The 12,782-nt window shown below is 56.6% G+C and carries 9 protein-coding genes; 3 read left to right on the top strand and 6 right to left on the bottom strand.

From position 1 onward, the window contains the following. The first annotated feature begins 167 nt into the window (after positions 1-167). Complete coding sequence (locus ACLI1Q_RS02090) at positions 168-3,584, top strand: choice-of-anchor M domain-containing protein (protein WP_411697047.1); 3,417 nt, start codon at positions 168-170, stop codon at positions 3,582-3,584. A 1,210-nt stretch (positions 3,585-4,794) separates the two neighbouring features. Here the strand turns inward: ACLI1Q_RS02090 and rplE are convergent. The 5 genes from rplE to ACLI1Q_RS02065 form a co-directional block, all read right to left on the bottom strand. Continuing rightward, a complete protein-coding gene (gene rplE / locus ACLI1Q_RS02085) occupies positions 4,795-5,346 on the bottom strand; it encodes a 50S ribosomal protein L5 (RefSeq protein WP_005276969.1) in 552 nt (183 codons plus the stop codon). Between the two features lie 2 nt (positions 5,347-5,348). Beyond that, the gene (rplX, locus tag ACLI1Q_RS02080) at positions 5,349-5,663 is read right to left on the bottom strand and encodes a 50S ribosomal protein L24 (RefSeq protein ID WP_005276967.1); all 315 of its coding nucleotides are present in this window, start codon (positions 5,661-5,663) and stop codon (positions 5,349-5,351) included. Positions 5,664-5,667: 4 nt separating this feature from the next. Continuing rightward, positions 5,668-6,036 carry a 50S ribosomal protein L14 gene (gene rplN, locus ACLI1Q_RS02075; protein ID WP_411697046.1) on the bottom strand — a complete coding sequence of 123 codons (369 nt, stop codon included), beginning with the start codon at positions 6,034-6,036 and terminating at the stop codon, positions 5,668-5,670. A gap of 1,174 nt (positions 6,037-7,210) precedes the next feature. Next, positions 7,211-9,238, bottom strand: a complete 2,028-nt coding sequence (locus tag ACLI1Q_RS02070) for a sucrose-specific PTS transporter subunit IIBC (protein ID WP_239269107.1) — start codon at positions 9,236-9,238, stop codon at positions 7,211-7,213. A gap of 124 nt (positions 9,239-9,362) precedes the next feature. Continuing rightward, the gene (locus tag ACLI1Q_RS02065; protein ID WP_239269108.1) at positions 9,363-10,571 is read right to left on the bottom strand and encodes a glycoside hydrolase family 32 protein; all 1,209 of its coding nucleotides are present in this window, start codon (positions 10,569-10,571) and stop codon (positions 9,363-9,365) included. Positions 10,572-10,591: 20 nt separating this feature from the next. Between ACLI1Q_RS02065 and ACLI1Q_RS02060 the strand changes: the two genes are divergently transcribed. Both ACLI1Q_RS02060 and ACLI1Q_RS02055 read left to right on the top strand, forming a co-directional pair. Then, the gene (locus ACLI1Q_RS02060; RefSeq protein ID WP_239275515.1) at positions 10,592-11,476 is read left to right on the top strand and encodes a carbohydrate kinase family protein; all 885 of its coding nucleotides are present in this window, start codon (positions 10,592-10,594) and stop codon (positions 11,474-11,476) included. Next, positions 11,473-11,868, top strand: a complete 396-nt coding sequence (locus ACLI1Q_RS02055) for a multidrug transporter (protein WP_239269110.1) — start codon at positions 11,473-11,475, stop codon at positions 11,866-11,868. The genes ACLI1Q_RS02060 and ACLI1Q_RS02055 overlap by 4 nt, the downstream gene beginning before the upstream one ends. 38 nt (positions 11,869-11,906) lie before the next feature. Here ACLI1Q_RS02055 and ACLI1Q_RS02050 read toward each other — a convergent pair whose 3' ends face one another. Beyond that, positions 11,907-12,734, bottom strand: a complete 828-nt coding sequence (locus tag ACLI1Q_RS02050; RefSeq protein ID WP_284849572.1) for an ABC transporter ATP-binding protein — start codon at positions 12,732-12,734, stop codon at positions 11,907-11,909. Between the last annotated feature and the right edge of the window lie 48 nt (positions 12,735-12,782).

The following is a 12,782-nucleotide window of genomic DNA, read 5'->3' as shown; positions in this document are numbered from 1 at the left end:
CAGTCCCCGCTTCCGCAACCGGAGGTGGGGACTTTCTATATCTTCTTTCCCAGCTCGCGGGCAAAGGTTCACTATTTTCAACAACGCTAACGATAACGGTTTGCAATAGTGTAGTATTCGTCGCAACCTATATAAAAGTTCACTGCACCTAACCTTGGGAGAACCTTATGCCGTTGCGCACCTCACTACCGCGCCTTGCCACCATAGTCGTGGTCTTGGCGCTCGCGTTATTCCACGCTCCCTTCGCCCTCGCTGAGGACGCCCCACTTGTCCGCACCCAAACGCACGTAGATTCCCCGCACGCGGTGTGGAAGGACGGAAACTTCAAACTCATGTCCAATAGTGCGGGCCTAGTCCCCATCGAGGACACGATCAACTGGGTCAGCCACGGCCGCGTCGATGGCGGCCTAGGAGCCTATGCCTGGCGCGTTCCCGATGACCCGCGCTTCGAGTTTCTCAATGCCGAGAAAAACCAGCTCATGTACTACGGCGGCCCCGCAGTAGGCTTCCCGAAAAACACCATGCCCATCTGGGCTGGGTTCGGTGCCGCCGCGGATCTTCCCACCGATCAATTCCGCGATAAATCCTTCAACATGGAAATCGTTGATTTTAAGGGCCCCGGCCGCATGGAGCTGTTTACCTACAGCGACGAGAACTATCCTCTGAACCGCCTCTGGTCCTCCCACGACCCGGGATTCCGTACCACCTGGGTCAATGCAGGCACGCACACGCATAACGCCACGACGTTTACCCGTCCTGGCCACTACGAGGTCACCTACCGCGCTTCTGCGCGAAAGAAGGATGGCACTTTCATCCACTCCGAGCCACAAACCTTGGTCTGGCAGGTAGGCGGAACCAACCCCGCCGAGCGCACGATCACCGACCTTGATACCGCCTTTAACGACGCCAAGTCTGAATACTCAGGCTCCGAAGGGGCCGAGTCCAACGCTCCTATATTTAAGATGGCTCCCTCCAAGGCCGATACAAAGGGCGCGAAGCAAGGCATCCTCACCACGCTCTCCCTCGATACTGGCAATGCCAAAGACTCCGGCCGCGCCGTATTCACCATCAACGGCCACTACCTTGCCGAGCGCAAGGTAGAAGGCGGTAAAGCTTCGTGGGATGAAATGATTGGTGATGAAGAATCCAACTTCCAAGCCATCTTTATTCCCGACAATGATTCCCCAAGCCCTCGCTGGGTATCCGAACCCGTAAAGTCCTGGACCAGCACCGATGGGGAAAAGGACGATGAAGATGCCGAAGCTTATACAACGAAAAGCGGCGAGCTTCCTACCCCTGAGATGGAAGAGATAGAGCCGTTTGAGACCGATCCCCTTAAGATCGAGAGCTCAGATATCACCGTGTCCACCAGCGAGGTGTACAGCGATGGTGACCGCAATATCGACATCACCGTAGAGCCCGAAGATGACCGCACCACGGTGCGCGTTACCGGCGGTTTCTACAAGGTAAATGGCGAACCGATGACCAGCCTGCCGGAAAAGCATATTGCAGATTGCGAAATCAGCTTTACTTCCGGGCCGGGGCAAAGAACGAGCAGGCAACTCATCGATAGTTGTAAGCAGCCCGGATACCAACTCATGCTGCGCATCGTTCCTGATTCCCGCTCCGATGCCGGTGGCGCCACGCTATTTAGCCATACTCACAAAGATGCTTATGAGCCGATCGCTGAGACCACCGTCTCGTTCGCTGAGGCTTCTGACTCCACGGATTCACAGGAACCAGAAGGATCGGAGAAGCCAGAAGACTCCGACGCCCCAGAGAAGCCGCAGGATTCGGAAGAATCAGAAGGCTCTGCCCCATCCAAGAATCCATCGCCTTCCACGACCTCGAAGCCTTCTGTTCCCAAGATCCCCTCACCCAAGCCGCAGAACCCGAAGGATAAAGACACCCCGCACAAGGAGCTCAATCTGCACCGGGGTCACGTAGATATCTCCCCGATCCACGAAGATGGTGAGCTGCACCTGGGCATCAAGGACGAGACGAACCTGTACCACATTGGTGCAATCTGGCGTAAGCCTTCCGATGTCTTTTTCACCGTTCCAAAGCAGGTCAAGTACACTTTGAACAAAGACATTCCGCACTTTGGAAAGAAAGGCAGCGCTGCCTACGTCCTGCCAGAGACACAGCGCACCGGTGTAGTGTGGCCTGGGCTCAGCACTGAGGATGCTTACAAGGACACCAAGAAGAATTACACCTTTACCTTCACCCCCGTCAGCGCCCCGAAGGACGGCGAATGGTTGGCATACCAGGCTGATCAGACCGGGCTGGACCAGCGCCTTGCCGGCAGCGATGACACGCATTCCTACACCACCGAAACCGCAGAACACATGCACCTCAACTGGGCATTCAACAAACCCGGTACGTATGAAGTTGGTGTCACGGTCGCAGAAAAAGACGGTAAGCCTGCGAAAAAGGCTGTTCTGCGCTTCAAGGTAGCTACCGAGGATTCATCATCTGCTGCCCCACCCACTACTGGGAACGACAGTGCCACTGAAGGCGACTCCAACGGCACGGAAAGCACCACACCGTCGAAGGAACCAAGCCCAGAGACAACGGAACCTGCTCCCAGCGCAGAACCGTCTAAGAAGCGCGAGATTACCAAGGGCCACATCGACTTCGGGCCAAAGGTTGTGGACAACAAGCTCGGCTTCTATGTCAACGAAGACGACCAACACAACGTGCCTGAAGACGTAGCGCTGCGCATTCACGATGCCCGCCGCGTGACGGTCGCTGACTCCCTGGCTAAGACGCTGTCTTTTACCGGAATGGTAAAGACTGGCTCAACGATCTACCACCTACCATTGCAACAGGACCACGACGCTGTGTGGCCGGGGTGGGACACGATCAAGGTGGGGCAAGACTACCGTGACGCCGCGATCGAAGTTCGCCCTAAGTCGGCACCTACGGACGGAAAATGGTGGGCCGGCCACACTGCCTCCCTAAACACACCGGCACGCACCTTAGCCGATAGCAACGGTACCCATACGATCAAAGGCGTTGAGGATGGTCCTTTCCACGTCCACGCGCACTGGATTTTTACCGAACCAGGGCGCTACGAAATGGAAATGCGCACCGTCAACAACGACGGCGACAAACTCACCGACTGGCACACCGTGACCTTCCTCGTGGGCGATTCAACCACCCAGCCCGGTGGAAAAGGCACTGACAAAGAAGGCGAAGAGGAAGAGGGCAAGCCCGCAGACTCCTCGAAGGTTAAGCAGCCAGGCGCTACCAAGCCAGATAACGGCTCGAATAGCACCGACACTAATAAGCCGGGGTCCGATAAGTCCAAGGCAACTAACTCATCTGGATCGAATGCGGGCGCTAAGGCATCCATGGGAAATGGCGCTGGGAAGTCGAACGGCTCCACCAAGTCCACTACTGCTAAGGGCGCAGGCAGTGGCTCTGGTCCAAGCTCCGGATCCGGCGGAGGCTCTTCCAGCCCCCACAACGGCGCACTAGCTTCTACGGGTGCCAATATCGGTTGGGTTCTCGTGCTCGCCGCACTCTTTGTTGTCGGCGGCATAGTACTGGTGAAAAAGCGGTCTAAAGGCAGTCAGTAGCCCTTAAGCTCCGGGGTTCGTTGACCGCCCAACCGCAACGAACTCTCACCGAGGAACTGCTCCACGACCTTAGAACCCAAGAAGCATCAACCCCTAACGCAGAGCTCAGCCCCGAGCATGGTCGATTACTAGCTCGGGCCGGGCTCATTTTGCGTTTTAAAGTGGTTTTTACGCACCAAGCCTTTAATCTCTGCCCGAATAGGTTGGAAGCTAACCTGGACTGCTGCATTCAGCATGTTAAACATAGTTCAATGGAATATGCCGGGTATCTACCTACCTTCCTGATTCATTCCTTTTGACAAAGAAAAACTATGCATAATAAATTTAGCTAACTGTTTACGGGTTCTTGGGAAAGTCAGTGGAAATTGAGCCCGTATGCAGTGATGACCCAAATAAGTGATAGAATAGACTGACCACTAAGAGAAATTGGGTCTATGCCGATCACCGTGATGACCTGAGCTATTTATAACCAATGGATGGACGAAGGCTCCCCCGTGAGAAATGTGATTAGCTTTGTTTAGTCGTATATCGAAATCTGTTTTACTTCCTTTAATCATTCTTGTATCCACTTCTCTAGCGGGCTTTTTCTGGGGAGAATTAAGTGTTTTCCCTCTTGCTATGGCAGTAATATACTTGACCCTGTATAACGCCTCTATACGTAGAGATTTTTACCCAAGATCGGAGTCTGGGGTATTTTTCGTCGGGTTTGTGCTATCCATTTTTGGTGGATTAATGAATGATTCAAACTACACGTTCTCCCTCGGGCTAATGATAGGTTCGACCCTCCTTATGTTAATAAGACTTAATAAGGAGGACTCAACCGGACCAAGGAAGTGAAGTGTCTGGCCATATAGCTTTTACCATGGCCACTGATATTCCCATCTACTTCTGCCGTCCAGGATCGCCGTGGGAGAGAGGCAGCAACGAAAACACCAACGGTAGGCTCAGAAGAAACCTTGCCAAAACAGTGGCCTGTACATCTACGCCGCCACGGACCTAGAGATGATCGCCAACATTCACAACCACAAACCACGCAAAGCACTCAACTGGCGCACCCCAGCCGAAGTCATGACCAACGCCCTGACACAAAACGGTAGTATCACACCCAAGTAACCGTCATCGTTGCAATGACCCCTAGAATCCACAGATGACAATAAAACTAAAAGGTCCCAACTCCTTCCATGGAAGTTGGGACCTTTTAGCGATCTATTTACTTGAACGGGAAGCCGAGCTCGCGCAGGAGCTTACGGCCCTCCTCGTCGTTGGTAGCACTGGTAACGACGGTGATATCCATACCACGGGGACGATCGATCTTGTCAATGTCGATTTCGTAGAACATGGACTGCTCGGACAGGCCGAAGGTGTAGTTACCGTGACCGTCAAACTGCTGGTCAGACAGACCACGGAAGTCACGAATACGTGGCAGCGCGATGGTCAGCAGACGGTCCAGGAACTCCCACATGCGGTCGCCACGCAGGGTAACGCGTGCGCCGATGGGCATGCCTTCACGCAACTTGAAGTTCGCGATGGACTTCTTTGCGCGACGCAGCTGCGGCTTCTGACCAGTGATAGCGGTCAGGTCCTCGAGAGCGCCATTGATGACCTTGGAGTCACGAGCAGCTTCGCCAACACCCATGTTGACGACCACCTTGGTGACGCCAGGGATCTGCATGACGTTGTCGTAGTTGAACTCTTCGTTCAGGTTCTTGCGGATTTCCTCGCGGTAGCGAGTCTTCAGACGCGGGGTGTAGTTCTCGCTCATTTTTAGATGTCCTTCCCGTTGCTACGCGCGATACGGACCTTTTTGCCGTTCTCGTCGAAACGGTAGCCCACGCGGGTCGGGTTGCCCTCGGAGTCAACGATCGCAACGTTGGACACGTGGATCGGGGCTTCTTGGGTAACGATTCCACCGGACTCAGCGCCACGCTCGGTAGCGGAGTTTGCGACGTGCTTCTTGATGCGGTTAACGCCCTCAACGAGGACCTTTTCGCGCTTCGGGTATGCCTCGATGACCTTGCCCTTCGCACCCTTATCTGGGCCCGAAATGACAATCACCATATCTCCCTTATGGATCTTCATAAGATTAGATCACCTCCGGTGCTAGAGAAACGATCTTCATGAAACGCTTGTCACGAAGTTCACGAGCAACCGGGCCGAAGATACGGGTACCGCGAGGTTCGCTATCGCCCTTCAGAATAACTGCAGCATTCTCGTCAAAGCGGATGTAGGAACCGTCTGGACGACGGGTCTCCTTCTTCGCACGGACGATAACTGCCTTAATTACATCGCCTTCTTTTACGCTGCCGCCTGGAACAGCGTCCTTGACGGTCGCGACAATTACGTCGCCGATGCCAGCGGAGCGTCGGACAGAGCCACCGAGAACGCGGATGCACAAAATTTCACGTGCACCAGAGTTGTCGGCGGCGCGCAGACGCGATTCTTGCTGAATCACTATGGGTCTCCTGACCTGGATTGATGTGCGACAAGATTTCCGTCCTTGCCACACGCGGTCTACAAACTTGCTGTGCTCGAGCCTTTACAACGAACACCGTAAAGCGTCGATGGGTCTCGGACCGGCGATTCGGAAACGCACCGCTACGGACCGACCAGCTCTCGCAACCTATACATTCAACCATATGGGGGTGGCGCTTTCCAAACTTCGAATGCGAAGCAACTTTTCGCCCTAGCACCCCCCTATTTAGGACAGCTGTGCCTGGTTTTAAATAATCGGACGATTTTTCTTTGCGCAGCGGTAATGCAGCACAAAGAATCCTGTTAATCTTTAGATCCGTTTATCTCTCAGACGGACTCTTCCCTATTCCACTGCCCCCTAAGGACAAAAATAAATCGCATACCTAAAGTTCTGACCGCCACGGCGTTAGCTGGCGCCCTCACCTTCGGCGTCACACCCACCGCCCCTACGCCGGAAGCAAACGCTCAGGCGCAAAGTGGAATTGGAATTGCTACCTTAGCAGCAGTTCTCGTAATCGGTGGCGTGACGTGGTACCTCGCCAAGGACGGCATTACCTACATCAGAGATCAATCTCGGACTCACTTGGAGCCTACTCCAGAAGAGAAGGCCGCCTCCCAAGAAATGATCAAAAACAACAAAGAAGAAGTAATCGCTCAAAGTGGCGCAATCGAGGAAACAGCTCCTGAGCAGGCCCCCCGTCGAAACACCGGTGGAAGCCGAAGCACCTGCAGCTGTTGAGGCTCCGCGTGGCATGGCGGCAGAAACCGGCTCGAACACTGTCGCTCGGCTCCTGGCAGCCCTCAGCATTGCAGCAATGATGCTTGGCGGCGTGTTCACCGCCCGCCGGAAATTCTTCGCATAGTTCAATTCTCTTGCACTAAACGGTAGGTGTGCGTTAGCACTCGTATTCCTGAGTAGTCCTAAGGCAATTTCCCACGCGATTGGCCCACAACAAAACTTAGCCGTGCCGGTGTTGGTAGCGACCGACTTGGCGGTCTCTTATGGTTTCTAGGGGATCGATACCGTAGCCATTGTCACCGTGGTGACACCAGCCGCCCAAAGCCTGGGCAACGGCGCAACGGCGCCTAATGAACACCTGCAAGTAAAAGGCTGGGTTTATCCCCAGCCTTTCTTGTATCAGAAACCCCAGCCCTTAAGACGTTGCTTCCTTTGTAGAAGTCTCCGCAGTCTCCTGCTGAGCCTTCGGGTCAACGGTAAATAGGTCCGTCCCAGAGCCAATGAGCTCGCCCTCGCGGAAAGCCGCGGTGGGAATAACGGGACCGGTCTTCTTGGCGTTGGACACAACGATTGGCGTCGTTACCGGCAGCCCCGCTTCCTTGATGGCCTCGATATCGAATTCAGCCAGGACCTCGCCTTGCTTGACGGTATCGCCCTTATTGACATGCGAGGTGAAGTGTTCGCCCTTGAGGTTTACCGTATCAAAGCCAATGTGCATAAGGATGTCAATCGGTCCCACCGCTGGGTCGTCTACGCGCAGGGCGTAGGCGTGGTGGGAAGGAAAGGTCACGGTGATGGTGCCATCGGCAGGCGCGACGAGCTTGCCGACGGTCGGTTCGATAGCAACGCCTTTACCTAGCTTGCCCCCGGCGAACATGGGGTCCTTAACTTTGGATAGGGGCACAGCATTTCCCTCTAGCGGGGAAAATATTGTCGCGGCATCTGCGGCGGCGGAAGCGCTGGCAGCAAACTCTTCAGCAGCCTCGGCGGCCATAGCCTGTGCGGCGGGAGGATTGACCTCATCAGGATCGATGGTGCCGTTGCGGTGGATGAGCACCCGCCCGTACAGGTAGGCCCCGATGAAGGCTGCGGCGAAGGAGATGACACCACACAGCAAGAAGGTCGGGACAAAGCGGGGGACGGAAACGAAACCAATGAAGCCGGCGGCACCGAGGGCATCCGCAAGCACGCCAAAAATGGCGATAAACGTAGACGCAATAGCTGATGCCGCCATACCGATATAAAACGGCCAACGCAGGCGCAGGTTAACGCCGAAAATCGCGGGCTCAGTAATACCAAACAGTGCCGAGATACCTGAGGCGCCGGCCAAGCCCTTGAGCTTTTCGGAGCGCGCCAAGAAGTACACGGCCAAGGCCACACCACCTTGGGCAATATTGGCCATCGAGGCAATGGGGAAGATGAAGGAACCGCCCTCATTCCACAGCATCGTCTCAATGGGCGGGAAGGATTGGTGTAGGCCGGTAATGACGATCGGCGAATAAACCAGACCGAAAAGGAAGCCCGCCACGGGACCGGCAAAGTCATACAAGTTGGCCAGCCCCATGCCCAACCACTCACCGGCGGTGCGCAAGATTGGGCCCAGCCCCATAAAGGTAATAAAGCCCGTCACCAGCAGGGTAAGCAGGGGTGTAAGCATGAAGTCCACGGTGCCCTTGAGGTGCTTGTGCAGGAACTTTTCAATCGTCGCCAGGATCCAGGCGATGACCAGAATGGGCAAGATGGAGCCCTGGTAGCCAGCTTGGGCAACGTCGATGCCAAAGATATCCCAGTAGGGCATCTCGCCATTTTCAATAGCCTCGGCAACGTTATAGCCGCTAACCAAATCCGGCATGACCATCGCCATGGCCATGCCAGCGCCGAGGAATTCATTGCCGCCAAAGCGCTTAGTAGCAGTAAAGCCCACAAGGATGGGCAAGAAAGCAAAGGGAGCGGATGCCAGGAGGTTGACCAGCCCAGCAAAACCTTCCCACGAGGGATACATTTCGATGACGGATTGATCCCCAAATAGTCCCGGCGCGGTCAGCACATTATTTAATGCCATCAACAAACCGCCGCCGAGCAGGATGGGGATTAGCGGAACAAAGATATCGGCCAAGACCTTGACCGCGCGGGAAAACCAGTTGCCGGATTCCGCGGCAATATCCTTCAAGCGATCGGTGGACACGGCGACGTCCTTGGAAATGGACTTGGTCATCTCCTGAAAGACGATATTGACATCACCCGGGCCCACGATGACCTGGAACATGCCACCGGCTTCGAAGGTGCCCTTCAGATCCGGATCGTTGTCTAGCGCTGCGGTATCGACCTTGTCCGAATCATCCAAGACCATGCGCAAGCGCGTGGCGCAGTGGGCAAGGGCAATAATATTTTCTTCGTCGCCTAATGCCTTCAGGGTGCGGGCGGCGACCTCTTTATGCTCCATGGACCGACCTTTGTTATTTAGGCCACATCAAATGACCGGATGTGATTGGCTACTTCCCATTTAAGTCTGTTTGGACCCAAATGTCCACAAAGCAAAAAGCTGTCGACCCTAGTTTCGCAGGGTCTTAGTCCAGCGGCTCCCATGCCTGCCAGGGAGCATCCCCAAAAACGGCGAAGGACGCGGCGATGCGACCGCCGCCGGCAAAGACTTCTACGGCGCAGCCATCGGCAATGAGCCGCATTTCTCCATCGGGGCATGTGATCGGCTCACCGCCGTTGAAAGAGATGGTGCCACCGCCTTGCACCACGCGGAACGCTTCCTTCCCGGTGGCGTCGACAAGCGCATAAGCCCCCTCCCCCGTTACATCGATGGTCGAGCCAAAGCCGTCCCTGCCGCGGGTTTCCGGCAGCGCAGGCCACAGCGGTTCTTGACACAGGTAGTTATCTTCCAGCCACAGCCGCCGCGGAATAGTCAAGGTATGCACCCACCCCTGCGTTGGCGTCTCATCATGCCCGGGCATGCCCATCCAGCCCAACAGGATATTTTCCTCGGTTGCTTGCGGCGCATAAAACTGCGTGCCGTGATCCAGAAGGGTAAAGCCGCGCTCAACGTGGAAATTAAGCCCGTCCAAGGTGCCGACGACGTAGCCACACCGGTCCGTTTCCTCCTGTGGGCAGAAGATCAGCACGTGTTTATCCCCAAAGGTCAGCAGGTTGGGACACTCCCACATATAGCCACCGGGAAGCTGCGCGGGATCATCAAAAACAAGCTCACCTTGGAATTCCCACCGCTTTAAATCCTGCGAATAATACAGCACGATGGTTCCGCGTTCGTCTTCCGTTTGCGCACCAATGACCATGCGCCCTCCCTCCCCGGCGCGGGAAATATGGGGATCGCGGAAATGGCCGGTATATCCCTCCGGAGAATCAGCGATGAGCGGGTTGTCGGTATCGCGGACATAGATCCCGCCTTCTGGCCCGGAAGGGTCTATAACCCGCACGCGGTTCTGCGACGGGATGCGGCGCCCGTCTTCTTTCAAGTTCCCCGTATAAAAAAGCCACACGTCAGTGCCGTCAACAACGGCCCCGCCGGAGTAGCACCCATCCTTGTCATAGGGCAGGTCAGGATAGAGCGCATCGGGATAATGCCGCCATGGAGTAGGCGCGGACACCGTGGTGGTGGCGTGACCCCAGCCAGTCCGCTTGGGCTTGTGCGGAAAAGCAGGGTCATGCTGGTAATACGCGTGCAGAATATCGCCATCCACAAAAAGGCCATTGGGGTCATTGAGGCGGCCCAGTGGTGGGGCAAGGTGAAAGTTCGGTCGGTGGTTCATGTCCCCGATACTATGGAACTATGACTATTCATGTGTGCGGCGAAGGCCTCGTGGACTTGGTTCCGGTATCCCCCGGCCGCTTGAATGACCTCACCCCGGCGCTGGGCGGCGGCCCCTTCAACGTGGCCATCGCGGCGGCGCGCTTGGGCGCGGACGTGGAGTTTCAATCGCGGATTTCTACCGATGGGTTTGGCCAAGAATTATTTCGACGCTTGGAGGAAGAAGGCGTCGAGACCGCCCACGTGCAGCGCGGCGAAGAACCGACCACCTTGGCGGTGACCACCATCGCGGAAAACGGCACGGCTTCTTATAACTTTTATGTGGAAGGCACCGCAGATCGCTTCGTTGAGCCCAAACTAGCTCCGGCAGATATCGCCTGCTTCGGTACCGTCTCCCTGGCCTTGGAACCGGGCGCTTCCCGCTACGCGCAGCTGCTCAGGGACTTCGCCGCACAGGGAACGCTCGTGGCCCTAGATCCCAATATCCGGCCCTTTTATGCCACCGAAGCGCATAAGAAATTCCTGACGGATTTGCTGCCACACGTCTCGGTGCTGAAGCTATCAGATGAAGAGGTGGACTTTTTAGGCGAGGACTTCACCAACCAAGTGCCCATCGTGGTCACCACCCGCGGCGGCGACGGAATTAGCGTCAGGGCTGGGGACACGTCCCTCGACGTTCCCGCCGCCGCAGTTGAAGTCACCGATACCATCGGTGCCGGCGACACCATCATGGCAGCCCTTTTGGCGCAATTAGATGAACGTGGCCTCGATGTGGACAAGGCCGCAGCACTAAGCGCCGAAGAGTGGCGCGAAATCCTCCACTTCGCTGCCACCGCAGCCGGCATCACCGTCTCCCGCACCGGCGCCAATCCCCCACTGCGCAAGGAAGTAGAGTCTGCCCTATGAGCTATACCAAGCGCACGCTGTGGATACACCTGGGACTATTCCTCTTAGCGTTCCTCGCGTTCATCCTCCCCGTCGTCGTCGGCACCGCAGCCCTACTCCCCCTCTGGCTCTCGGGTGGAGTAAGCATCATCCTTGCAGCGGGCGCGCTTATCGATGCCGCCTTTAAATTCTTCGCCCCCGCCTCCCCACGCAGCCTCAAGCTACTCTCCGGCATCGCCGGCATCGTGCTGCTGGTGGGCTGGGTAATCTGGATCTACATATACGGCAACATGGCGGCCGTGGGTACGGGCACCTACCGCATTGGCAATTTCCTGTTGAGTGTCGGCTGCGTGCTCAACCTCTTCATCATCGCCATTTCGGTTTTGGACATCCGCCGGTTGGCGCGGCAGTAGCCAAGCCAAACGCTCCTGGCGCTTAGCGCGGGCAGCGCTTAGCTGTCGCTGGGGAGGACGCGGCGAGGGACGATAATGGGGGCATCGCCAAGCGGGTCGTCCCAGGCCTCCGCCTCGATACCATAGGCCTGCGCCAATACCTTCGGAGCCAGCGCTTGTTTCGGCGCCCCGCGCGCGATGATATCGCCGGCCTTCATCACCACCATGGAATCGGAGTAGTGGCCCGCCAGCATGAGATCGTGCAGGACCACAACCACCGTTTTGCCGGCGCGCGCCTGTGCGCGAGCCAGCTCCAGCATGCTCATGGCATGGGCGGGGTCGAGGAAGGTCGTGGGTTCATCGAGAAGCAGCACCGGCGTATCTTGCGCAAGCGCGAGTGCCAGCCAGACGCGCTGGCGCTGCCCGCCCGACAGCGAAGCGATATCGCGATCGAGGAAGTCCACAATCTCCGTGGCTTCGCAGGCCTGGGCGATGATCTCCCGGTCCGTTGGAGAAAGGCCGCGCATCCTGCCCTGATAGGGGTGGCGCCCGCGCGCAACCAACTCGCCTACCCGCAATCCATCGGGTGCTACAGGGTGCTGTGGCAGCAGCGCCACCTGCTGCGCGGCTTCCTTCGCATTCATCGCATGCAGGTCAGCTTCCCCGACCATGACGCTGCCCTGCCGCGGGGCCAGGATTTTAGACAGCGTTTTGAGCAGCGTGGACTTGCCGCAGCCGTTGGGCCCGATGAGCGTGGTGACCTCACCGGCGCGTGCATGCAGGTCGACGCCGGCGAGAATATCCTCACCGTCCTTATATCCCGCATGGATGCCGGTGGCTTGGAGGCTGCACCGGCGCTTCGAGCGCGTGGGCTGATTATCCGTCATATCTTTTCCTTCATCCACGTACGAGTGTGTAGCACTTTTTGGGTGGCT

This window comes from Corynebacterium limaceinasi (genome assembly GCF_046717465.1).
GTDB lineage: Bacteria > Actinomycetota > Actinomycetes > Mycobacteriales > Mycobacteriaceae > Corynebacterium.
Note: the sequence above shows the minus strand (reverse complement) of the source record. Positions and strands in the feature narration are given on the sequence as shown.

What these genes read in the sequence shown, in the direction of transcription:
- ACLI1Q_RS02090 (WP_411697047.1), top strand. Translation starts at nt 168, where the DNA reads ATGCCGTTGCGCACCTCACTACCGCGCCTTGCCACCATAGTCGTGGTC.
- rplE (WP_005276969.1), bottom strand. Translation starts at nt 5,346, where the DNA reads ATGAGCGAGAACTACACCCCGCGTCTGAAGACTCGCTACCGCGAGGAA.
- rplX (WP_005276967.1), bottom strand. Translation starts at nt 5,663, where the DNA reads ATGAAGATCCATAAGGGAGATATGGTGATTGTCATTTCGGGCCCAGAT.
- ACLI1Q_RS02070 (WP_239269107.1), bottom strand. Translation starts at nt 9,238, where the DNA reads ATGGAGCATAAAGAGGTCGCCGCCCGCACCCTGAAGGCATTAGGCGAC.
- ACLI1Q_RS02065 (WP_239269108.1), bottom strand. Translation starts at nt 10,571, where the DNA reads ATGAACCACCGACCGAACTTTCACCTTGCCCCACCACTGGGCCGCCTC.
- ACLI1Q_RS02060 (WP_239275515.1), top strand. Translation starts at nt 10,592, where the DNA reads ATGACTATTCATGTGTGCGGCGAAGGCCTCGTGGACTTGGTTCCGGTA.
- ACLI1Q_RS02055 (WP_239269110.1), top strand. Translation starts at nt 11,473, where the DNA reads ATGAGCTATACCAAGCGCACGCTGTGGATACACCTGGGACTATTCCTC.
- ACLI1Q_RS02050 (WP_284849572.1), bottom strand. Translation starts at nt 12,734, where the DNA reads ATGACGGATAATCAGCCCACGCGCTCGAAGCGCCGGTGCAGCCTCCAA.